The organism is Burkholderia puraquae, from assembly GCF_002099195.1.
In the GTDB taxonomy this organism is placed as follows: domain Bacteria; phylum Pseudomonadota; class Gammaproteobacteria; order Burkholderiales; family Burkholderiaceae; genus Burkholderia; species Burkholderia puraquae.
The window spans coordinates 190,880-212,341 of the sequence record NZ_NBYX01000010.1 but is presented as its reverse complement, the minus strand read 5'-3'; the positions used below and the strand labels follow the sequence as shown (position 1 = coordinate 212,341).

At 67.5% G+C, this 21,462-nt stretch carries 19 protein-coding genes; 11 read left to right on the top strand and 8 right to left on the bottom strand.

Annotated elements, in window-relative coordinates:
• Positions 1 to 206: 206 nt before the first annotated feature.
• Together B7G54_RS20610 and B7G54_RS20605 are read right to left on the bottom strand one after the other, a co-directional pair.
• Complete coding sequence (locus tag B7G54_RS20610) at positions 207 to 1,277, bottom strand: FUSC family protein (protein ID WP_085040752.1); 1,071 nt, start codon at positions 1,275 to 1,277, stop codon at positions 207 to 209.
• A gap of 163 nt (positions 1,278 to 1,440) precedes the next feature.
• Positions 1,441 to 2,973, bottom strand: coding sequence for a GGDEF domain-containing protein (locus B7G54_RS20605; RefSeq protein WP_085040751.1), 1,533 nt, complete (start codon positions 2,971 to 2,973; stop codon positions 1,441 to 1,443).
• A gap of 588 nt (positions 2,974 to 3,561) precedes the next feature.
• On the opposite strand from B7G54_RS20605, the gene B7G54_RS20600 reads away from it, so the two are divergent.
• The 4 genes from B7G54_RS20600 to B7G54_RS20585 all read left to right on the top strand — a co-directional run bounded on the left by B7G54_RS20600 (position 3,562) and on the right by B7G54_RS20585 (position 7,646).
• Positions 3,562 to 5,097, top strand: coding sequence for an amino acid permease (locus tag B7G54_RS20600; RefSeq protein WP_085040750.1), 1,536 nt, complete (start codon positions 3,562 to 3,564; stop codon positions 5,095 to 5,097).
• Between the two features lie 264 nt (positions 5,098 to 5,361).
• On the top strand, positions 5,362 to 5,607 hold the full coding sequence (locus B7G54_RS20595) for a DUF3717 domain-containing protein (protein ID WP_085040749.1): 246 nt from the start codon (positions 5,362 to 5,364) through the stop codon (positions 5,605 to 5,607).
• A gap of 181 nt (positions 5,608 to 5,788) precedes the next feature.
• Positions 5,789 to 6,706 carry a LysR family transcriptional regulator gene (locus tag B7G54_RS20590; protein WP_021157347.1) on the top strand — a complete coding sequence of 306 codons (918 nt, stop codon included), beginning with the start codon at positions 5,789 to 5,791 and terminating at the stop codon, positions 6,704 to 6,706.
• Positions 6,707 to 6,815: 109 nt separating this feature from the next.
• A complete protein-coding gene (locus B7G54_RS20585) occupies positions 6,816 to 7,646 on the top strand; it encodes an alpha/beta fold hydrolase (RefSeq protein WP_085040748.1) in 831 nt (276 codons plus the stop codon).
• Positions 7,647 to 7,683: 37 nt separating this feature from the next.
• Here B7G54_RS20585 and B7G54_RS20580 read toward each other — a convergent pair whose 3' ends face one another.
• Complete coding sequence (locus B7G54_RS20580; RefSeq protein ID WP_059521580.1) at positions 7,684 to 8,037, bottom strand: hypothetical protein; 354 nt, start codon at positions 8,035 to 8,037, stop codon at positions 7,684 to 7,686.
• 207 nt (positions 8,038 to 8,244) lie between these two features.
• Complete coding sequence (locus tag B7G54_RS20570) at positions 8,245 to 8,865, bottom strand: TetR/AcrR family transcriptional regulator (RefSeq protein ID WP_085040747.1); 621 nt, start codon at positions 8,863 to 8,865, stop codon at positions 8,245 to 8,247.
• A gap of 94 nt (positions 8,866 to 8,959) precedes the next feature.
• Here B7G54_RS20570 and B7G54_RS20565 point away from each other — a divergent pair, with 94 nt between their 5' ends.
• Positions 8,960 to 10,201 carry a glycosyltransferase gene (locus B7G54_RS20565; RefSeq protein WP_085040746.1) on the top strand — a complete coding sequence of 414 codons (1,242 nt, stop codon included), beginning with the start codon at positions 8,960 to 8,962 and terminating at the stop codon, positions 10,199 to 10,201.
• Between the two features lie 15 nt (positions 10,202 to 10,216).
• Here the strand turns inward: B7G54_RS20565 and hutC are convergent, their stop codons facing one another.
• The 4 genes from hutC to B7G54_RS39775 all read right to left on the bottom strand — a co-directional run bounded on the left by hutC (position 10,217) and on the right by B7G54_RS39775 (position 13,292).
• On the bottom strand, positions 10,217 to 10,912 hold the full coding sequence (gene hutC / locus B7G54_RS20560; protein ID WP_085040745.1) for a histidine utilization repressor: 696 nt from the start codon (positions 10,910 to 10,912) through the stop codon (positions 10,217 to 10,219).
• Positions 10,913 to 11,094: 182 nt separating this feature from the next.
• On the bottom strand, positions 11,095 to 12,222 hold the full coding sequence (locus B7G54_RS20555; protein WP_085040744.1) for a porin: 1,128 nt from the start codon (positions 12,220 to 12,222) through the stop codon (positions 11,095 to 11,097).
• A gap of 179 nt (positions 12,223 to 12,401) precedes the next feature.
• Positions 12,402 to 12,716, bottom strand: coding sequence for a hypothetical protein (locus tag B7G54_RS20550; RefSeq protein ID WP_085040743.1), 315 nt, complete (start codon positions 12,714 to 12,716; stop codon positions 12,402 to 12,404).
• A gap of 153 nt (positions 12,717 to 12,869) precedes the next feature.
• Positions 12,870 to 13,292, bottom strand: coding sequence for a hypothetical protein (locus B7G54_RS39775; RefSeq protein ID WP_244289391.1), 423 nt, complete (start codon positions 13,290 to 13,292; stop codon positions 12,870 to 12,872).
• On the opposite strand from B7G54_RS39775, the gene kdpA reads away from it, so the two are divergent.
• The 6 genes from kdpA to B7G54_RS20510 all read left to right on the top strand — a co-directional run bounded on the left by kdpA (position 13,272) and on the right by B7G54_RS20510 (position 21,396).
• Complete coding sequence (kdpA, locus tag B7G54_RS20535) at positions 13,272 to 14,975, top strand: potassium-transporting ATPase subunit KdpA (protein WP_085040742.1); 1,704 nt, start codon at positions 13,272 to 13,274, stop codon at positions 14,973 to 14,975. The genes B7G54_RS39775 and kdpA overlap by 21 nt on opposite strands.
• Before the next feature lie 10 nt (positions 14,976 to 14,985).
• Positions 14,986 to 15,687 (top strand): potassium-transporting ATPase subunit KdpC, encoded by a 702-nt coding sequence (gene kdpC, locus B7G54_RS20530; protein ID WP_175130452.1) that lies wholly within the window; start codon positions 14,986 to 14,988, stop codon positions 15,685 to 15,687.
• Between the two features lie 56 nt (positions 15,688 to 15,743).
• The gene (kdpB, locus tag B7G54_RS20525) at positions 15,744 to 17,792 is read left to right on the top strand and encodes a potassium-transporting ATPase subunit KdpB (protein ID WP_085040741.1); all 2,049 of its coding nucleotides are present in this window, start codon (positions 15,744 to 15,746) and stop codon (positions 17,790 to 17,792) included.
• 80 nt (positions 17,793 to 17,872) lie between these two features.
• Positions 17,873 to 19,573 carry a DUF4118 domain-containing protein gene (locus B7G54_RS20520; protein WP_085040740.1) on the top strand — a complete coding sequence of 567 codons (1,701 nt, stop codon included), beginning with the start codon at positions 17,873 to 17,875 and terminating at the stop codon, positions 19,571 to 19,573.
• A complete protein-coding gene (locus B7G54_RS20515; RefSeq protein WP_085040739.1) occupies positions 19,570 to 20,322 on the top strand; it encodes a response regulator in 753 nt (250 codons plus the stop codon). Before B7G54_RS20520 ends, B7G54_RS20515 begins: the two co-directional genes overlap by 4 nt.
• Positions 20,323 to 20,622: 300 nt before the next feature.
• Positions 20,623 to 21,396, top strand: a complete 774-nt coding sequence (locus B7G54_RS20510) for an ABC transporter substrate-binding protein (RefSeq protein ID WP_085040738.1) — start codon at positions 20,623 to 20,625, stop codon at positions 21,394 to 21,396.
• The last annotated feature ends 66 nt before the right edge of the window (positions 21,397 to 21,462 follow it).

Genomic DNA, 21,462 nt, shown 5'->3' with positions numbered 1-21,462 from the left:
GGCCTGGCGGGCGGTTAACCGGGTGGAGAACACCACGCAAGCCGGCGCGAAATCGCAGCAAAAACAGGCCCCGGCGCACCCGGCCGCGGGCCGTGTTTCCGGGGCCGGATCGGCCGAAGGGCGCGGCTGCCGCCGTCAGGAAACCGGTGCGTCACCCTGAAAGGTATGTGAAAGGCGGCTGCGTGAAGCCCGGATGCCCGCGAACATCAGATGTTCCACGACTGCGCGGTGTCGAGCAGCTTCTCGCGCAACTGGTCGACTTCCCCGGCCAGCTTGGCCGTGATCGACACGTAGCCGGACAACTGCGGCGGCGGCGCATCGTGCGGCGGGTCGGCCGGCCGGCGGCGCGGCGAGAGCCGGCTCGGCGTGCCGAACTTGAGCGCGCGGCTCGCGCCGACCAGCGTGTCGCGGATGCGCCGGTTCAGGGCCTTCATCTCGACGCGCATGTATTCGCGGGCCGCCACGTCGTCGCGGGGCGGCAGGGCGCTCGACAGGATCTCCAGATAGCCGATGCACAGGCGCAGGCTGCGCTGGATCGCCTCGAGCTGCATCATCGACGTCTCGCATTCCTTCGATACCGACGGCATCAGCGAGCGCAACTGCACGAGCAGCGCGCTCAGCGCGGCCATTTCCTTCAGGTGCGCGTCGTCGCCGACCTGGCGGTCGCCCGCGAGCCGCGCATGCACGGCCGCGCACGCGCGCAGCGCGTCGGCGAGCTTGTAGCGCCACGAGTAGGTTGCATAGAGCGGCAGCGCGAACGAGAACGCCAGCGCGATCGCGATGCCGGCCAGCACGTTCACCGCGCGCCACAGGCCGTCGACGATCTCGTTGTCGCCGTGCCCGGCGACGATCACCATCGTGATCGCCGACAGCAGCGCGATGTAGCCGGCCTTGCCGATCGCGTGATACGCGCAGACGCCGCACCCGACGGCCATCAGCAGGTAGATCGCGAACGGCGCGTGCAGGAACGAGTAGAGGAGGATCAGTCCGAGCCCCGCCAGTGCGCCGATCGACGTGCCGAGCGCGCGCTCGGCCGCCTTCTTGCGGATGTTGCCGTGGTGCTGCAACCCGCCGACGACGATCAGCACGGTGATCGTCGACCACTCGCCGTGCGGGACGTGCAGGCCGGTGGACAGGGCGATCGACACGAGGACGGCGAGCGCGACGCGCGCCGCGTGGATCAGCTTCGCGTGCCGGTAGCGGCGGTACGGGTCGAGCAGCGGGCGGAGCGCGTTGCGCAGGAGCGGCGGCAGCCGGGCAGGGAGCGGGGTGGTCATGGCGGAGCTGGAGTGGCCGGAACGCGCACGGCGGCCTGCGCGGGCCGGCGCCGCGCCGCGTGCGCAGCAGACGTAACGCTAGCCGAACGCGGGAGGACTGTCCACGGCACGATCGTCCGGCCTGGCCGGCCGCCGCGCGACTTCACGTCACGTCGGGGTGACGTCATGCGTCCGCGCTGCTCGGCTGCGCCTCCAGCACGCGGTTGCGGCCGCCGGACTTCGCGCGGTACAGCGCCTCGTCGGCACGCCGCAGCAGCGTCGCGGCGTTCACGCGGCCGTCGGCGGCGGTTGCCGCGCCGATGCTCGCGGTGACGCGCCCGTACGGACTCTTCACGTGCTCGATGTCGAGCCCCGCGATTGCGCGCCGGATGCTCTCGGCGACGGTCAACGCGCCTTGCGCATCGGTGTCGGGCAGCGTGACGACGAATTCCTCGCCGCCGTAGCGCGCGACGTGATCGCTGTCGCGGCGCAGGCAGCGCGACGCGGTCTGCGCGACGCGCCGCAGCACGTCGTCGCCGGCCGGGTGGCCGTAGTAGTCGTTGAACGCCTTGAAGTGATCGACGTCGACGAACAGCACCGACAGCGGGCGGCCGCTGCGCGACGCACGCTGCGCCTCCTTCGCGAGCACCGTGTCGAACGTGCCGCGGTTGTCGAGGCCCGTCAGCGCATCGGTGTGCGCGAGCCGGTACAGCTTCGATTCGGCGACCTGCCGGCGCTTCAGTTCGCGCGACAGCGCCAGCGACCCCCACGCGATGAACCCGGTGAACAGGCACATCAGCACGACGGTCCAGATCGCGCGGTGGTGCCACGGCGCGTAGATGTCGATCTCGGCGGGCGCGACGTCGACGACCAGCGGCAGGCCGGCGAGATGCTTGTAAACATAGATGCGCCGGACGCCGTCGATCGCGCCGGTGCCGGTCAGCGCGCCGTCGCGGGCGCGTTGCGATTCGATGAACAGCGGCGAGTTGTGCAGGTCGAGGCCGACTACGTGCGCGTCGTACGGCAGGCGCGACACGAGCGTGCCGTTGTCCTCGACGATCGCCGCGCTGCCGTGCCTGCCGACCGCGAGGCCGTCGAGCAGCGCACGGAAGTAGTCGACGCTGAGCGTGCCGACGACGATGCCGGCGAACGTGCCGTCGGGCCGGTTGATCCGCCGGCTGAGCGCGATCGTCAGGGCGCCGCCGCGCAGCCGGGACGCATACGGCCGGCTGATGTAGAGGCTCTGCGCGAGCCCGTCGCGATGCACGGCGAAATAGTCGCGGTCGGCGAAATTGCCTTGCCGCGCGGGCGACGCGCTCGAATCGATCACGATATTGCCGTGCGCGTCCATCACGAAGATCGACCCGAGATACTCGCCGGTCGCCGCGCGGTCGAACAGCAGCCGGTGGCGCTGGCGCGGCGGCAAGGTCGTCAGCTCAGGATCGGCCATGCCGTCGACGACGTTCTGCAGCGACAAATCGTAGAGTTCGATATTGCGCGCGATATCGCGTTCGATCAGCAGCATCAGGTTGCGTGCATTTTCGACCGCATGGTCATATGCATCGCGCCGCGCCTCGATTAATAGCGACGTGGAAAGTCCCCAGCTGAACATCAGCAGCACGACCCCCGCAACGAGTACGCCGCGGGGCGACAGAATGCGTGCCACGATCGACGCGGTATGGCGGCGCAGCTCGGCGGGCAGCGTGAATGACTTCATCCTCGGGGTGGCGGGTGGCGGATTTTCGCGTCGTTGGCGATTCCGCACGCTGTTTATTTCGAATTGGTTCGCATTATCTCGCGAATTCCCGACATTCGTGCGCGCATGCAAAACACGCATGCGGATTCGGCGATTCGAAACGGTTACGCATCGTTACTGCTGTGTGCACCGGTGATTTGATTTGAATCAATTGTCGATACCGGTTGTCTTGTCTGAATAATGGCGTGATTACCCGGCGATTTTGTCTGTCGGCGCAACCGAGGGGGATTGCGACAGGGCGGCCCCGGACATCAGGCGGATCGGAAAACCGGATAACCATCCATCGCGCGCGGTTTTTGCGCCGGCCGGCGGCCACGGCCCCGGTCCGACGCGGCCAACTCCTTGATTCTGCGAACGCTCCGCAGCGGCGGCGGGCGGCGGCGCCTGAGCGGTTCCCGTGACGAATCAGGTAGAATCCGCGCTTCGCCGCAGGCGCCCGCCGCGCAACGCGAATCGGGGCCGCATCGAATGCATCGCAGGACGCGCACCGCGCTCCGATTCCGCATGCGCCGGCTACGGATGCCGGCCCGCTCAACGTTCGTCTCGTTTATGTCCGCAATTCCGAAATCCGACCCACCCGGTTCGCCAGCGAACCCACCCAAGCTTCATCGCGCGCTGAAGGCGCGCCACCTGACGATGATCGCCATCGGCGGCTCGATCGGCACGGGCCTGTTCGTCGCATCCGGCGCGTCGATCTCGCAGGCCGGCCCCGGCGGCGCGATGGTCGCGTACATGCTGATCGGCCTGATGGTCTACTTCCTGATGACGAGCCTCGGCGAAATGGCTGCGTTCATGCCCGTGTCGGGCTCGTTCGCGACCTACGGCGCGAAATACGTGGACGAAGGCTTCGGCTTCGCGCTCGGCTGGAACTACTGGTACAACTGGGCCGTGACGATCGCGGTGGAACTCGTCGCCGCGCAGCTCGTGATGCATTACTGGTTTCCGGACGTGCCGGGCGTGTGGTGGAGCGCGGCGTTCCTCTGCGTGATGTTCCTGCTCAACGCGCTGACCGTGCGCGGCTTTGGTGAAGCCGAATACTGGTTCGCGCTGATCAAGGTGGTCACCGTGGTCGCGTTCATCGGCGTCGGGCTGCTGATGATCTTCGGCATTCTGAAGGGCGCGCCGAGCAACGGCTGGGGCAACCTGACGATCGGCGACGCACCGTTCGCGGGCGGCCTGCCGGCGTTGATGGGCGTCGCGATGATCGCGGGCTTCTCGTTCCAGGGCACCGAGCTGATCGGCGTCGCGGCCGGCGAATCGGAAAACCCGCGCACGACGATTCCGCGCGCGGTGCGCCAGGTGTTCTGGCGGATCCTGCTGTTCTACGTGTTCGCGATCTTCGTGATCGGCGTGTTGATCCCCTATACCGACCCGAACCTGCTGAAGACGGACGTGACCGACATCGGCGTGAGCCCGTTCACGCTCGTGTTCCGCCACGCGGGCCTCGCGTTCGCGGCCGGCGTGATGAATGCGGTGATCCTGACGGCCGTGCTGTCGGCCGGCAACTCGGGCATGTATGCGTCCACGCGGATGCTCTACACCCTCGCGACCGAAGGCCGTGCGCCGAAGATCTTCGCGAAGCTGTCGCGTGGCGGCGTGCCGCGCAACGCACTGTATGCGACGACGGCCGTCGGCGCGCTGTGCTTCTTCACGTCGCTGTACGGCGACAAGACCGTGTACCTGTGGCTGCTGAACACGTCGGGGATGACGGGCTTCATCGCGTGGCTCGGCATCGCGGTCAGCCACTACCGGTTCCGCAAGGGCTACGTGAAGCAGGGCTACGCGCTCGACCAGTTGCCGTACCAGTCGAAGTGGTTCCCGTTCGGCCCGCTGTTCGCGTTCGTGCTGTGCCTCGTGATCGCGCTCGGCCAGGACTATCAGGCGTTCCTCGCGAACCGGATCGACTGGGCGGGCGTCGCCGCGACCTATGTCGGCATTCCGTTGTTCCTCGTCGTGTGGCTCGGCTTCCGGTTCCTGAAGAAAAGCCGCTTCGTGCGCTACGAAGACATGGAAATCGCGCCGTGGATCGCGGCGAGCCGCGGCGCGCAGCGGCAGCCGGTGGCGAACCGCGAAACCGCGGGCTGACGCAGGCGCGGCACGTGGCCGCGTGACGTACGACGAAACGGGAAGCCTCGCGCTTCCCGTTTTTTTTGCCCGGCTTTTGCCTGCACGGGGTCAAAGCCGGTTATATTGCCCGACCCTACCGGGCCACGGCCCGGCCGGCGCGAGGCGCGCAGCGCGGATCGGCATCCGGCGCGCGCGACGTGCGGCGGCCGGCGAGATGCCCGGCGTTTTCATCGTTCCATCCGGGCCGATACGGCCCGCGGAGCGCGCAACCCAGAGGAATCCATGAGCGCATCACCCGCCGAGCGGAAGGCCGGACCCGTTTCCATCGTGCGAATCGAAGCCGCGATCAACGCGTGGCGCGAAGTGTACCCGCCGGCTCCGGACGGCGAGGACGGCTACGCGCTCGACGCCGGCAGCAATTGCCTCGCTGAGCTGTACGGCGCGATGATCTGCTACAAGCTGCCGGACGTGCCGCTCGACTCGCTGAGCGACGAGCAGCGCGACGCGCTCTACGCGACCGAGGTGTGACGGACGGCGCGTGACGCCGCCGTGCCGCGGCGTCGATGAAGCAACGGGAAGCTCGCGGGCTTCCCGTTTTGCTTTGCGCGGCGCGGGGCCGCGCGCGTGGCGGTTTGCGCCGCCTGCGGTATCGTGATGACATCATCCGGCCAGGGTTGAACGCCGGATCGCTGTCCGGGAGGCATCGAACATGGAGTTGAGACACCTCCGCTACTTCGTCGCGGTTGCCGAAGAGCGGAATTTCACGCGGGCGGCCGAACGGCTGCATATCGCGCAGCCGCCGCTGAGCCGGCAGATCCAGCAGCTCGAGGAGGCGCTCGGCGTGCCGCTGTTCGAGCGCAACGCGCGGCCGCTGAAGCTGACCGACGCGGGGCGCTTCTTCTATTCGCACGCGGTGCAGTTGCTCGCGCAGACGACCGAGCTTGAATCGATGACGAAGCGGGTCGGCAAGATCGAGCGCAGCATGTCGGTCGGTTTCGTCGGTTCGACGCTGTACGGGATGCTGCCGAAGATCATCCGGCGCTTTCGCAGCGAGTATCCGGCCGTCGAGCTGAGCCTGCACGAGATGTCGACGATGGACCAGATCAAGGCGCTGAAGGAAGGGCGCATCGACGTCGGGTTCGGGCGCATCCGTCACGAGGATCCGAGCGTGCGGCGCGTCGTGCTGCGCGAGGAGCGGATGATCGTCGCGCTGCCGGTCGGCCATGTGCTCGACAGCGCGAAGCCCGTGCTGTCGCTGCACGATCTCGTGAACGATACGCTGATCATCTTTCCGAAGGCGCCGCGCCCGAGCTATGCGGACCAGGTGCTCGCGGCCTTCCACGATCGTGCATTGCAGCCGCGCAAGATCTACGAGACGCGCGAACTGCAGATTGCGCTCGGCCTCGTCGCGATGGGCGAGGGTGTGTCGGTCGTGCCGCACAGTGTGTACGGGCTGAAGCGCGACGACATCAGCTACAAGCCGCTCGACGATCCGAACCTCGTGTCGCCGATCATCATGAGCATGCGGATGCTCGACGAATCGGAGGACATCCGGGCGATGCAGGCGCTGATCTACCGGCTGTACGACGAGGCGCAGATGGAGTATCTGCCGCCGCAGCCCGAATGAACGCGCGAGCGGTGGGGGCTTGCTTGACGCTGTGTGCGGGCGCGGGCCAACATCGCAGGATCCGATACGGCCGCCGAGGTGCGGCCGCTTTCATGCAGACGACAGGCACATGACCACGATCCCGATCGAGGAGACAACCGTCGAGACGCCGCAAGGGCGCCTCTTTGCGAAACGCTGGCGCGCTGGCCCGGCGCAACAGGCGGCGGGTGGGCTGAAGACGGCTGCACCCGAGCCGGCCGCGCCGATCGTGCTGCTGCACGATTCGCTCGGCTGTGTCGAGCTGTGGCGCGACTTCCCCGCGCAACTCGCGAGCGCCACGCAGCGCGACGTGATCGCGTACGATCGCCTCGGCTTCGGTCGCTCCGATCGTCATCCGGGGAAACTCGGCACGACGTTCGTGCGCGACGAGGCCGATCATGCGTTTGCGGCACTGCTCGAACACCTTGATGTCGATGCGTTCGTCGTATTCGGGCACAGCGTTGGCGGCGGGATGGCGGTCGGGTGCGCTGCCGCGCATCCGGAGCGTTGCCGGGCGCTCGTGACGATCGCCGCGCAGGCGTTCGTCGAGGATCGCACGCTGGCCGGCATTCGCGACGCGGGGCAGCAGTTCGACGAACCGGGCCAGCTCGACCGGCTCGCGCGCTATCACGGCGACAAGGCCGAATGGGTGCTGCGCGCGTGGGTCGACACGTGGCTGTCGCCGGCTTTTCGCGGCTGGAATCTCGACGACGAATTGCCGCGCGTGCAATGCGCGACGCTCGCGATTCACGGCGAAGACGACGAATACGGGTCCGACGTGCATCCGAAGCGGATCGCCGCGCACGTCGCGGGGCCGTCGTCGTATCTGTTGCTCGGCCAATGCGGGCACATGCCGCACCGTGAGCGGACCGACGACGTGCTGGCCGCCGTTACGACGTTCCTGCGCGACACGCTCGCCTGAGCGCGGCTGCCACCGGCGGGCGTGTGCCCGCCGGCCATCAGAACGCGAGCTGGATCGCGAGGTCGATCGCGAGCAGTGCGATCGAACAGCCGATACCGAGGATCACGTTCGGCAGCCGGTGCTCGAAGTCGCGATTGTCGCGGCGCATCGCTGCGCCGAGCAGGAAGATCGCTTCGACGACTATCTGCAGCCCGACGAACAGCAGCATCAGCAGATACTCGTAACCCATTTGCTTGAACGCGGCGAATTGCATCCCGTGATCGCGGATCCACTGGCCGACGCGCAGCAGTTCGTAAACGAACAGCAGGGCGGGAAACAGGTAGCTGATGAAATAGGTCGGCGCGGTGGCGTGCCGGAGTTCGAGGTGGAAGTGCTGATGCGTGGTGGCCATCACGAATCCCTCCTTGCAATGCATGATTGCGGTCGCGACGGCGGCGCGACAACGTGCAAATGAAGGGATTACCCGAGGTGTCGTGCGCAGCCGTACGACATCAGCATACTGCTGCGCGGGAAATTTGGCATGCGGCGTGTGCGTTCGTCGTAAAAATGCCGCTGCGCCGCGTTCATCGCACCGTATTCTCCGGATGCGCGGCGCCGCTCAGCCTTTTGCTTCCGCGCCTTCGACAAACAACTTCGCGACCGCCTGGAACTCCCGTTTCAACGACAGCCCCGGCACGGTCAGCCAGCGCAGCATGGCCGCGAGATACAGGTGATGGAACCACGTCGCGAGCTGGTCGGCGCGCAGCGTGGCGTTCAGTTCGCCGGATTGCTGCCCGGCGACGATCAGCTGCTGCCACACGAGCGCGATATCGCTGCCGTCCTCTCCACCGCCTTCCGGTTCGACTGCGCCGATGCCCAGGAAGCGATGGCGCAAGTACGCGAGCAGGTACGCGGGATGCTGCTCGCACCACGCGGCCGACGCGTCGAGCACGCAGCCGATGCGCGACGCGAAGGTCTTGCGTCGCGCGACGTCGCGCTGCAGGTGCGCGAGATCGCGTGCGAGTTCGCCTTCCAGCCAGTGCGCGAGCACGGCTTCCTTCGTCGCAAAGTGGTTGTACAGCGTGCGTTTCGCAACATCGGCCTGCGCGGCGATCTGCTCCATCGTGACGGCTTCGTAGCCGTGCGCGTCGAACAGGCGTGCACCGGTGGCGGCGAGATGCGCGAGCATCTGGATGCGCTTGCGCGCGCGGCGGCCCGGATCGTCGGTCGGAGTCGGCATGGCAGAGGATTGACTGAAAGTGCACGAGTTGCATTAGTATACGACGTGCACGTTTATGAATCTACCCGTTTCCATCCGGCACGAGGCGTCACGCATGAAGCTCGTCATTGCCACCTACGGCACCGAAGGCGACACGCGCCCGCTCGCGGCGCTCGGCCGTGCGCTGATCGATGCCGGCCATGATGTCCGGCTGCTGGCCGACGCGGCGACGCTCGGGGCGGCTGCCGCGCTCGGCGTGCCGTCGGCGCCGTTGTCCGGCGATATCCGCCGTGCGATTGCGCCGGATGGCGCGTTGGCGGATGCAGTACGCGGGCGCGGCGGCTTCAACGACACGTCGAAGGCGCTCGCGGCGATCGCCAATGCGAACACGGCTACGTGGATGCGGGAAGTCGCGGACGCGTCGGAAGGCTGCGACGCGATCCTCGTGTCGGGGCTCGCTTCGTTCGTCGGCTTGTCGGTCGCCGAGTATCGCGGCGTGCCGGCGATCGGCACCGGCATGATCCCGATCACACCCACCGCGGCATTCGCGTCGCCGTTCCTGCCGCCGGGGAAGGTGCCGCGCTGGCTGAACCGCGCGAGCCACCGGTTCGTGAACGCACTGTTGTGGCAGGCGTTCAGGAAGGCGACGAATGCGGCGCGAGCGAGCGTGTGCGGGTTGCCGCTGCGCAGGCACGTGTGGTCCGATCATCCGATGCTGTACGGCGTGTCGCCGGCATTGCTGTCCGGCCCGGCCGACTGGCCGCCGCAAGTGCTCGCCTGCGGCCAGTGGCGAATCGATGCGGATGCCTGGGCGCCGCCGCCGGATCTCTCGGCCTTTCTCGAAGCGGGCGATCCGCCCGTGTACATCGGTTTCGGCAGCATGGCCGGCTTTGATCGTGCTGCGATGGTCGAAGCGCTGACGCGTGCGCTCGCCGGCCGGAGAGCATTGTTCTATCCGGGCTGGAGCGGTATCGACGCGTCGATGCTGCCGGCGCAGGTTCACGTGATCGGCGATACGCCGCATGACTGGCTGTTCCCGCGCGTGTCGATGGCGATCCATCACGGCGGATCGGGCACCACGCATTCGGCTGCACGGGCCGGCATCCCGTCGGTCGTCGTGCCTTTCGCGGGCGATCAGTTCTTCTGGGCGAACCGGCTGCAGCGGCTCGGCGTGGCGGATGCACCGGTCGTGGGGCGGCATGTGGGGGCTGCGGCGCTGGCACCGGCCATCGCGTTTGCCGAGCGGGGCGCAACGAAAGCGCGCGCGATGGCGCTCGGCGCGTGCATTGCGCAAGAGGAAGGTTTGAAGCAGGCCGTCAGTGCGATCGAGCGATGGGGGCAGCCGGGCGCGCGGTAAGCCCGCGCATCGACCTCAGAAATGCCCGGTGAAGCGATAGCGGCTGCCCGGGTGCCACAGATTGGCGACCGACGCGACCAACCCTTGCGACCACGTGCGCCGATGCAGCAGCAGGCACGGCTCGCGGTCTTCCATCGTCAGGTGGCGGCGCGTTTCGGTATCGGGCATCGCGGCCTCGATCCGGTATTCGACGCGCTGCAGCGGTGCGACGCGCGTCAGGTACTGGTTCGGCGTCGTGGTCGTGAAGTCCTGCAACGCATACTCGGGCGCACAGACCGGATTGACCCAGCGTTCCTCGAGCTGCACGGGCGTGTCATTCTCGAAGTGCAGCACGCGCGAATGGAAGATCGGGTTGCCCGTGTCGATCCGCAGCTCGTCGGCGAGCTTCGCATCGGCAACGGCCGCGCCGACTTCCAGCACCTGCGCGCGATAGCCGTGGCCGCGCGCGGCGACTTCGTCCGAGATGCTGCGGATCGCGACGAGCGTCGATTCGTACTTCGGCGACGCGACGTACGTGCCGGAGCCGCGCGTGCGCGTGAGCACCTGCTCGGCGGTCAGCTCGCGCAGCGCGCGGTTGACGGTCATCCGCGCGACATTGAATTCGCGCGCCAGCTCGTTCTCCGACGGCACCTGGTCGCCTTCCGCCCATTCGCCGGCATGAATGCGCGCGAGGATGAAGTCCTTGATTTCCTGATAGATCGGTGTGGTCATGGGATCACGATTCCAGAGTCGGCAGCGGCCCGCCGCCGAATGCCGATCCGGCGCGCGCCCGGCGCCGAGTGTACCGGTTTCGCGGGCGCGCGGGCCCGGATTTCCCGAATGATCCCTGTTCGGCCGGCGCGCGTCCATGCGGGATTGCACAGAGCCGCCGGCCTTCGACGGCCGGCGTGCGGTCAGAACCGATGCCGGATACCGACCGTCGCGACCACCTGCGTGTTGGTCGACGAAGCCGCGAGCCCCGTGACGTTCGCGAACCCGAGCGTCGCGCCCGACGGCACGCCGAACTGGTGCTGGTACACGGTTTCCGCATACACGTCGGTGCGCTTGCTCAGTGCGTAGTCGGCCATCAGCGTCACCTGATGCCATTTCGGCCGGTGGCTGCCGGTTGCGTCGTCGTAGCGGCCGTTGGTGAACGTATAGGCGCCCGCGAACGAGACAGCCGGCGTCAGCGCGTAGCGCGCGTTGACCTCGAAGTTGTCGAAACGCAGCGCGTTCAGCGCGCCGGGCAGCGACGACGCGGCCGTTTCGTCGAACATCGAATGCGTCCACAGCGCACCGACCGTCAGCCGGTCGAACGCGTAGCTGCCGCCCGCGCCCATGACACGCTGGCGCACGGCCGGGAAGTTCGGCCCGTCGTTCGTCGACAGCGCGCCGCCGGCCGTCAGCCCGCCGCGGTTGAGCTGCAGGTACGCGGCGCCGAGGCTGACCGGCCCGTTCGCATACGACACGCCCGCGCTGTACGCACGGTTGTTCGCGAAGCCGCCGGCTGCGTTGCTGAACCCGTACAGGCCGCCGAACTGCCAGCCGGCGAGCGTCGGGCTCGTGTATTTCACCGCGTTGTCGATGTAGAACGAATCGTCGATGTTGTCGTTGTCGAACGGATGCGATGCGAGGTTGTTGCCGTCGCCGTTGTTCGCCATCGCGAGCGGGCCGAGGTAGTCGACCACGGCATCGTACTGCCGGCCGAGCGTCAGCGCGCCGTACCGGTCGCTCTGCAGGCCGACGTACGCGCGGCGGCCGAACATCGTGTTCCGGTAGGACTGCGTGCCGTTGTTCAGGTTGAAGCCGTTCTCGAGGCGGAACAGCGCATGCAGGCCGCCGCCGAGCTCCTCGCTGCCGCTCAGGCCGAAGACCGTATTCGACAGCAGGCCGCTGCCTTGCTGCCACGCGCTTTTGCCCGACTGGTTGTTCGTATAGGCGATACCGGCATCCAGCATCCCGTAGAGCGTGACGCTGCTTTGCGCATGCGCTGCGGCGCTGAGGACCGCGAGGGAGAGGGTGCCGACGACTACTTTTTTCATTGTGTGTGCTTCCTGGAAAGGCCCGTAGCGACGGGAACGACGATCCGTTGCGCGGGCCGGCGGCGAACGGGCGCGGCTCGTGACGAACCGCGCGCGTGCGCACCGGAAACGCGCGTTCGAATCGATGAACGGGGAGCGGGCGCGTGACGCGTGTCACGCGCGGCCGCAACGGACGCCGGCTAGTGCTGCAGCAGGCGGATCGTGCCGAACTCGGCGGCCGGCAGCAGGCGGAGGATCGACAGGATCGCGGGCGACGCCTGCGACCGTGCGACTTCGAGCTCGATACAGGCGCGCCCGGTGTGGTTGTCGATCGCGGCCGTATAGAAATTGAGCGCGGTGCCCACCGCCTGGTGCAGCAGGCGCCGCACGACGGCGAGGTTGTCCGATTCGACGCGAATCGACAGCAGCACGAGTTCGTCGGCAGGGTACCGGCGCCGCGAACGAACGGGCGGCAGATCGCGTGAAGCGGTGGATTCGGTTCTGGTCGGTTTCATGCTGGCACCCCGGGTCGCATCGTGCTCCGCACCGCGGAGATCTCGTTCTGGACATGTCGCCCATTCTAGGAATCACGGTGACGATACGGTGTATAGACTCGAACCGGCCCTGAAAAGAACACATAAAAACGCCATAGCCGCCGGCTTTCGTCTTTACGGCTTTTTTATTCCTTGTAAAGAAATTGAACACCGCTTTGATGCGCGGATTTCTACACTGTCGCATCCCATTCGCCAGATGAGCATGGGGGCGTCAAATCGGGCTTGCGCCGACACGGCAAGGCCCGATACGCCGACGATCGCGCGGCATGGCCGCGCATACGAAAAAAGGGGAAAGCCATGTTGTGGATCACCGGCGCGCTGTCGCTCGCGCTCTTTATCTATCTGTTTCATGCATTGATCAAGCCCGAGCGGTATTGATCGGCGCGATTCAACAGAAATTCGAAAATATCGGTGAATGTCATGAGCGATCTGCTTTTCATTCTGTTCACGCTTGCGTTCTTTGCCTTGACGGCCGGTTTCATCACCGGCCTTGACCGGATCTGAGCGAGCGTCGACATGTTCAACAATCTCATTCAATTCGCGATCGTTCTCGCGATCATGCTGGCGCTGGTGCCCGTCGTCGGGAAATGGCTCGCGCACGCCTTTACAAGCCCGCGCCACGCGTGGGTCGAACGCCGTACCTATACGCTGCTCGGCGTGAATCCCGACGAAGCGATGTCGTGGCAGCGCTACGGCATGGTGCTGCTGCTCAGCAATGCCGGGATGATGCTGGTCGGCTACCTGCTGCTGCGCATCCAGGACACCCTGCCGTTCGATGCGCTGCAGCGCGCGTCGCAAAGCCCCGACCTCGCGTTCAACACGGCCGCGTCGTTCATCACGAACACGAACTGGCAGGCGTACGCGGGCGAGAGCAGCCTGTCGAACTTCTCGCAGATGGCCGTCATCACGTTCCTGATGGTGGTCAGCGCGGCTACCGGCGTCGCGGCCGCGGGCGGCTTCATCCGCGGGCTGAGCCGCAAGAGCGCCGCGGACCTCGGCAACTACTGGGTCGACTTCACGCGCGTGACCTATCGCGTGCTGCTGCCGCTCAGCTTCGTGATGGCGCTCGTGTACGTGTGGCAGGGCATGCCGCAGACGCTCGCGTCCGATGCGTGGGCGACCACGCTCGAAGGCGCGCGCCAGCAGATCGTGATGGGGCCCGTTGCCAGCCTCGAATCGATCAAGCATATCGGCACGAACGGCGGCGGCTTCTTCAGCATGAACGCCGCGCATCCGTTCGAGAACCCGACGCCGCTCACCAACACGCTGCACATGCTGTCGATGCTGCTGATTCCGTCCGCGCTGACGTACACGCTCGGCACGATGATCGGCCGGCGCCGCCAGGGCTGGGTGATCCTCGGTGCGTTCGTCGTGATGTTCGTCGGCTTCCTGGCCGTGATTTATTCGGCCGAGCAGCACGGCAATCCGCTCGTGACCGGGCTCGGCGTCGACCCGCAGATGAGCGCCGTGCAGCCGGGCGGCAACATGGAAGGCAAGGAGATGCGCTTCGGCATCGCGCAGACGAGCCTGTTCGCCACCGTCACGACGGCCGCGACCACCGGGTCGGTCGACGCGATGCATGACTCGCTGACACCGCTCGGCGGCCTCGTGCCGATCGCGCAGATGATGCTGAACAACGTGTTCGGCGGCGACGGCGTCGGGCTGATCAACCTGTTCACGTTCGCGATCCTCACGGTGTTTCTCGTCGGGATGATGATCGGGCGCACGCCGGAATTCCTCGGCAAGAAGATCGAGGCGCGCGAGATGAAGTTCGTGATGCTCGCGGTGCTTGCGCATCCGTTCAGCATCCTCGGCTTCACCGCGCTGGCGTCGATGCTGCACTCGACGATGGACAGCCTCGCGAACCTCGGCCCGCACGGCTTCAGCGAAGTGCTGTACGCGTACGCGTCGGGCACGGCCAACAACGGCTCCGCGTTTGCGGGCCTCAATGCGAACACGCCGTTCTTCAACACGACGATCGGCTTCGCGATGCTGATCGGCCGCTACCTGACGCTGCTGCCGATGCTCGCGGTCGCGGGCAGCCTCGCCGCGAAGAAGAGCGTGCCGGAAAGCGCAGGCACGCTGTCGACGTCGACGGGCCTGTTCGCCGGCCTGCTGGTCTTCGTGATCCTGGTCGTCGGCGGTCTCACGTTCCTGCCCGCGCTCGCGCTCGGCCCGGTCGTCGAGCACCTGCTGATGTCGGGCGGCCAACTGTTCTGAGGGAAACATCATGATGCAAGGCAATCGCCAGGCAGCGGCCGCCGCCGCGCCGGCTCCCGGTTCTTCGTTCGGCGCGGCGACGCGCGGCCTGGTGCGGCCCGTGATCGCGTCGTCGGTGCTGTTCATGCTGGTCACGGGGATCGCGTATCCGCTGTTCACCACGGGCGTCGCGAACGTGCTGTTCCCGTCGCAGGCGCGCGGCAGTTTGGTGGCGCGCAACGGCACGACGATCGGCTCGGCTGTGATCGGGCAGCACTTCACGCGTGCCGGCTACTTCCACGGGCGGCCGAGCGCGACGGTCGGCACCGATCCGGCCGATCCGTCGAAGACGGTCGACCAGCCGTACAACGCGGCCGGCAGCGGCGCCAGCAACCAGGGCGCCACCAGCAAGAAGCTGCTCGCGGATATCGCGCAGCGCGTGCGTGCCTACCGGCAGGAGAACGCGCTCGCCGCCGGCACGCCGGTGCCGGCGGATGCCGTGACCGCATCGGCGTCGGGGCTCGATCCCGAGATCTCGGTCGCGAACGCGCGGCTTCAGGCGGCACGGGTCGCGCAGGCGCGCGGCGTCGATGCCGCGCAGGTCGCGGCGCTGGTCGACCGCATCGCCGCGCCGCGCCAGCTCGGCGTATTCGGCGAACCGCGCGTGCGCGTGCTCGACCTGAACCTCGCGCTGGACCGCGCATTCGGCCAGGCGGCCGGCGCGAAGCAATAGCAGGAACCACGGAGTCACTCATGTCCCATATCGAAACCCCGATCAATCCCGCGGCGATGCCGGTCGGCGCCGTGCCGCCGATGCGCTGGACGGCCGTGCTGCGCGAGGCATTCCGCAAGCTCGCGCCGCGCGTGCAGTTGAAGAACCCCGTGATGTTCGTCGTGTATCTCGGCAGCATCGTCACGACCGTGCTGTGGTTGCAGGCGCTGACCGGCACCGCCGACGCGCCGGCCGGCTTCATCTTCGCGGTCGCGTGCTGGCTGTGGTTCACCGTGCTGTTCGCGAACGCGGCCGAGGCGCTGGCCGAAGGGCGCGGCAAGGCGCAGGCCGACGCGCTGCGCGCGGCGCGCAAGCGCGTGTACGCGAAGGTGCTCGACGAGCCGAAGCAGTACGGCAGCACCAGCCATCGCGTGCCGAGCGACGAGCTCGCCGCCGGCAGCATCGTGCTCGTCGAGGCCGGCGACACGATTCCCGCCGACGGCGAGGTGATCGACGGCGTCGCATCGGTCGACGAATCGGCGATCACCGGCGAATCCGCGCCGGTGATCCGCGAGTCGGGCGGCGATTTCTCGTCGGTGACGGGCGGCACGCGCGTGCTGTCCGACTGGATCGTCGTGAAGATCACCGCGCAACCGGGCGAGGCATTTCTCGACCGGATGATCGCGATGGTCGAAGGCGCGAAGCGCGGCAAGACGCCGAACGAGGTCGCACTGACGATCCTGCTCGTCGCGCTGACCATCATCTTCCTGCTCGTATGCGTGACGCTGCTGCCGTTCTCGCAGTTCAGCGTGCTGCTGAACGCGTCGGGTTCGGCGGTGAGCCTGACCGTGCTGATCGCGCTGCTCGTCTGCCTGATCCCGACGACGATCGGCGCGCTGCTGTCGGCGATCGGCATCGCGGGGATGAGCCGCATGATGCGCGCGAACGTGCTCGCGACCTCGGGCCGCGCGATCGAGGCGGCCGGCGACGTCGACGTGCTGCTGCTCGACAAGACCGGCACGATCACGCTCGGCAACCGCGAGGCCGTGCAGTTCCGGCCGGCGCCGGGCGTGGACGAGCGCGCGCTGGCCGAGGCCGCGCAGCTGTCGTCGCTGGCCGACGAAACGCCCGAGGGGCGCTCGATCGTCGCGCTCGCGAAGCAGCGCTTTTCGCTGAACGTGGCTGCGACTGCCGGCAGCATCACCGTGCCGTTCAGCGCGCGCACGCGGATGAGCGGCCTCGATATCGGCGAGCGTCAGGTGCGCAAGGGCGCGGCGTCCGCGATCCGCGCGCACGTCGATGTGCTCGGGGGTGCGTTTCCGCACGCGGTCGAGACGGCCGTCAGCGATATCGCGCGGCGCGGCGGCACGCCGCTGGTCGTTGCCGACGGCGCCCGCGTGCTCGGCGCGATCGAGCTGAAGGACATCGTCAAGCACGGGATCGCCGCGCGCTTTGCCGAGCTGCGCAAGGTCGGCGTGAAGACCGTGATGATCACCGGCGACAACCGGCTCACTGCGGCCGCGATCGCGGCGGAAGCCGGCGTCGACGATTACCTCGCGGAAGCGACGCCCGAAGACAAGCTGCGGCTGATCCGCGAGCACCAGGCGAAGGGCCATCTCGTCGCGATGACGGGCGACGGCACCAACGACGCGCCCGCGCTCGCACAGGCCGACGTGGCCGTCGCGATGCACAGCGGCACGCAGGCGGCGAAGGAAGCGGCCAACATGGTCGACCTCGACAGCAACCCGACGAAGCTGATGCAGGTGGTCGAGGTCGGCAAGCAGATGATCATGACGCGCGGCGCGCTGACCACGTTCAGCGTCGCCAACGATCTCGCGAAGTATTTCGCGATCATCCCGGCTGCGTTCGTCGCGACCTATCCGGCGCTCGGCGCGCTGAACGTGATGGGGCTGCACAGCCCGACGTCGGCGATCCTGTCGGCGGTGATCTTCAATGCGCTGATCATCGTCGCGCTGATCCCGCTCGCGCTGAAGGGCGTGAAGTATCGCGCGGAGCCGGCCGGGACGCTGCTGGGGCGCAACCTGCTGATCTACGGCGTGGGCGGGATCATCGTGCCGTTCATCGGCATCAAGCTGATCGACATGCTGCTGACGCCGTTTATCTGACCGAATGCGCCGTCGCGGCCCCGCTCATGCCTTTGCGGCGTGCGCGGGGCCGTTCGGCGTTTCAATTGCCGGAAGCGATCATGGATGTGAACGTGAACGAAGCGAATCGACGGGCAACGGGGCGGCGGGACACCGCCGCCGGCCGCGGCGAGGCCGGCGTGCGCCGCGACCGCTGGCGCGGCGTGCTGCGCGCGTGCGCGGCGCTGGCCGACCGCATCGCGGGCGCAGGGCCCGATAAGCGGCCGACGCTGGCCGTGCGCGAGGCGCGACTGCGCACGCACGTATGGGTGGCGCAGTACGCGGTGCCGCTGCTGCTCGCCACGCTCGTCTGCGCGCTGGCGACACTGGCGGCGAGCGCGCTGCTGCGCGTGTTCGACCTGTCGAACGTCGTGATGCTGTTCCTGATGACCGTCGTGCTGATCGCGCTGCGGCTCGGCCGGCTGGCCGGCGCGTGGGCCGCGTTCGTGTGCGTCGGCTGCTTCGACTTCTTCTTCGTCGAGCCCAGGCTGTCGTTTGCGGTGTCCGATACGCAGTACGTGTTCACGTTCGCGCTGATGCTCGCCGTCGCGCTCGCGATCGGCCAGCTCGCGGCGCGCCTGCGCGCGGAAGCGCGGGCCGCGCGCGCGAACGAGAAGCGCTCGGCGGCGCTTGCGCGCGTCGCGCACGACCTGTCGGCGGCGATCGAGACCGAGCAGATCGCGTCGATCTGCACCGGCACGATCGCGCCGCTGCTCGGCGTGCGCGTTGCGCTCGTGCTGCCCGATGCGGACGATCATCTGGCGCCCGCGCAGCGCGCACGGTTCGTCGAAACACCGATTGCTCACTGGGTCTACGAGAATGCACGCGCTGCCGGGTGCGGGCTGCCGCCGTTCGAGCGTGCGGCCGCGCAGTACCTGCCGCTGAAGGCGCCGATGCGCGTGCGCGGCGTGCTCGTGCTGTTCGGCGACGCGCAGCCGGTACCCACGGATCCCGACGATCGCCGCCTGATCGATGCGCTGTGCTCGTCGATCGCGATGGCGCTCGAACGCGTGCACTACGTGGGCGTCGCGCAGCACACGCTCGTCCGCATCGAAGGCGAGCGGCTGCGCAATGCGCTGCTTGCCGCGGTGTCGCACGACCTGAAGACGCCGCTGACCGCGATCCGCGGCCTCGCCGAGACGCTTGAGCGGCCCGAGCGGCTGGCCGACGGGCAACCGGCCGCGCTCGCGCGCGGCATCCGCAACCAGGCCGAGGCGCTGCACGGGCTCGTCGTGAACCTGCTCGATCTCGCGCGCATGCAGAGCGAGGGCGTGCGGCTGAATCGCGAGTGGCACATGCTCGACGAGATCGTCGGCAGCGCGCTCGCGCATTCGGCCGGCGTGCTGGCCGGCCGCGACGTGAGCGCCGACCTGCCGGCCGATCTGCCGCTGATCGACGTCGACGCGCTGCTGATCGAGCGCGTGCTGATGAACCTGCTCGACAACGCGGCGAAGTACGCGGGCGCCGACGCGGCCGTGGCGGTGCGTGCACGCGTGTTCGGCACAACGCTGTACGTGTTCGTCGAAGACGACGGGCCCGGCTTCGTCGCGCGCAACACCGAGCCGCTGTTCGAGCCGTTCGAGCGCGAACGCAAGGCATCGTCGATCAGCGGCGTGGGGCTCGGGCTCGCGCTGTGCCGCAGCATCGTCAACGCGCACGGCGGCTCGATCCGCGCGGTGCCGCTCGATCCGCACGGCGCGCGGTTCGAGATTCGCCTGCCACTGGGTGCGCCGCCCGACATCGAACACGAGAGCCGGACATGATCAGATCGCGCGTACTTATCGTCGAAGACGAATCGGACATCCGCCGCTTCGTGCGGATGGCGCTGGAACAGGAAGGGCTCGACACCTGCGAGGCGTCGACGGCCCGCGAGGCACGGATGTATGCGTCGAGCAGCAAGCCCGATCTCGTGATCGTCGATCTCGGGCTGCCGGACGACGACGGCAAGACTTTCATCCGCGAACTGCGCGAGTGGTCGACGGTGCCGGTGATCGTGCTGTCGGCGCGGCAACAGGAAGTGGAGAAGGTCGCGGCGCTCGATGCGGGCGCGGACGACTACCTGCCGAAGCCGTTCGGCGTGCCCGAACTGCTCGCGCGGGCGCGTGCGCAGTTGCGGCGCGCGGCGTTCGTGTCGGCCGACGGGCAATCGTCGTCGATCGTGCGGTTCGGCGACGTGACCGTCGATCTCGGCAAGCACGAAGTCGTTCGCGGCGGCGAGCCGGTCCATCTGACGCGCCTCGAATTCCGGCTGCTTGCCGCGCTGATTCGCGCGCGCGGCGGCGTAATCGCCGCGCGGCAATTGCTGGCGGAGGTCTGGGGCATCCACGACGCGGACCGCGCGCACTACGTGCGCGTGTACATGACGAACCTGCGGCAGAAGCTCGAACCGGTGCCGGCGCGCCCGCGGCACCTGCTGACGGAGCTGCAGTTCGGCTACCGGCTGGTCGGTCTGGAAACGGTCGGCATCGCGGACGGGCCACGCGGCGCGGCGTTGCCAGGTCTAGACAAGTGAAAGCCCGTTCCCGGCGGCGTGCGTACGTATGGAGAAAGCTGATGTTTAGCTTTTCGTAATTATTAATCGATTGAAATCAAAGGGAAAATTCCATATTTGAAACAATCCGCCGACAACTAGAGATAAACACGGATTGCTGGCGAACCCGCGCAAAAGGCAAAGTTGTATGTACAACTTAGGCTGTCGCCGGAAGGGGCGATCTCCGGGTTGGAAGGGTTCACGGCGGGGTTGCCGTGCCGGCCACGCCGGTGCGGGCCGCCCGACGGGACCCCTGCCCAGTTCGCCTCTGACAGGAACGCCATGAAGAAACTCGCGCTCAGTATTGCCCTTGCCTGCATCGCGGTCGGTGCCCACGCCAAGGATTGGTCGACGATCCGGTTCGGCGTCGACGCCAGCTATCCGCCGTTCGAATCGAAGGACGCAAGCGGCAAGGTCGTCGGCTTCGACGTCGATCTCGGCAACGAGATCTGCGCCCGCCTGAAGGCGAAATGCGTGTGGATCGAGAACGACTTCGACGGGATGATTCCCGCGCTGAAGGCGAAGAAGTTCGACGGCGTGCTGTCGTCGATGTCGATGACGCCGGCGCGTGCCGAGCAGATCGCGTTCTCCGACAAGCTGTTCAACACGCCGACGCGCCTCGTCGCGAAGAAGGGCACGGGCCTGATGCCGACGGCCGAATCGCTGAAGGGCAAGTCGGTCGGCGTCGAGCAGGGCACCATCCAGGAAACCTATGCGAAGGCGTACTGGGCGCCGAAGGGCGTGCAGGTCGTGCCTTACCAGAACCAGGACGGCGTGTACCAGGACCTGATGTCCGGCCGCCTCGACGCGGCGCTGCAGGACGCGGTGCAGGCCGACATCGGCTTCCTGAAGACGCCGCGCGGCGCGAACTTCGAATTCGCCGGCAAGGACATCGACGATCCGAAGACGCTCGGCAACGGCGCCGGCATCGGCCTGCGCAAGGACGACGCCGACCTGAAGGCGAAGATCGACCACGCGATCGCCGACATCATCAAGGACGGCACGTACAAGAAGATCGAGAAGAAGTACTTCGCGTTCGACGTCTACGGCGGCTGACCGTCCATGCGGTGCGCATCGGCTGCGGTGCGCGCCGGGTCTGTTGCTGGATGCCACTCGCTTCGC

Coding starts and splice junctions, on each gene's coding strand:
- B7G54_RS20605 (WP_085040751.1), bottom strand. CDS start 2,973: ATGAAGTCATTCACGCTGCCCGCCGAGCTGCGCCGCCATACCGCGTCG.
- B7G54_RS20515 (WP_085040739.1), top strand. CDS start 19,570: ATGATCAGATCGCGCGTACTTATCGTCGAAGACGAATCGGACATCCGC.
- hutC (WP_085040745.1), bottom strand. CDS start 10,912: ATGACCACACCGATCTATCAGGAAATCAAGGACTTCATCCTCGCGCGC.
- B7G54_RS20555 (WP_085040744.1), bottom strand. CDS start 12,222: ATGAAAAAAGTAGTCGTCGGCACCCTCTCCCTCGCGGTCCTCAGCGCC.
- B7G54_RS20600 (WP_085040750.1), top strand. CDS start 3,562: ATGTCCGCAATTCCGAAATCCGACCCACCCGGTTCGCCAGCGAACCCA.
- B7G54_RS20610 (WP_085040752.1), bottom strand. CDS start 1,277: ATGACCACCCCGCTCCCTGCCCGGCTGCCGCCGCTCCTGCGCAACGCG.
- B7G54_RS20595 (WP_085040749.1), top strand. CDS start 5,362: ATGAGCGCATCACCCGCCGAGCGGAAGGCCGGACCCGTTTCCATCGTG.
- kdpC (WP_175130452.1), top strand. CDS start 14,986: ATGATGCAAGGCAATCGCCAGGCAGCGGCCGCCGCCGCGCCGGCTCCC.
- B7G54_RS20520 (WP_085040740.1), top strand. CDS start 17,873: ATGGATGTGAACGTGAACGAAGCGAATCGACGGGCAACGGGGCGGCGG.
- B7G54_RS20585 (WP_085040748.1), top strand. CDS start 6,816: ATGACCACGATCCCGATCGAGGAGACAACCGTCGAGACGCCGCAAGGG.
- B7G54_RS20565 (WP_085040746.1), top strand. CDS start 8,960: ATGAAGCTCGTCATTGCCACCTACGGCACCGAAGGCGACACGCGCCCG.
- kdpB (WP_085040741.1), top strand. CDS start 15,744: ATGCCGGTCGGCGCCGTGCCGCCGATGCGCTGGACGGCCGTGCTGCGC.
- kdpA (WP_085040742.1), top strand. CDS start 13,272: ATGTTCAACAATCTCATTCAATTCGCGATCGTTCTCGCGATCATGCTG.
- B7G54_RS20570 (WP_085040747.1), bottom strand. CDS start 8,865: ATGCCGACTCCGACCGACGATCCGGGCCGCCGCGCGCGCAAGCGCATC.
- B7G54_RS20580 (WP_059521580.1), bottom strand. CDS start 8,037: ATGGCCACCACGCATCAGCACTTCCACCTCGAACTCCGGCACGCCACC.
- B7G54_RS20510 (WP_085040738.1), top strand. CDS start 20,623: ATGAAGAAACTCGCGCTCAGTATTGCCCTTGCCTGCATCGCGGTCGGT.
- B7G54_RS20550 (WP_085040743.1), bottom strand. CDS start 12,716: ATGAAACCGACCAGAACCGAATCCACCGCTTCACGCGATCTGCCGCCC.
- B7G54_RS20590 (WP_021157347.1), top strand. CDS start 5,789: ATGGAGTTGAGACACCTCCGCTACTTCGTCGCGGTTGCCGAAGAGCGG.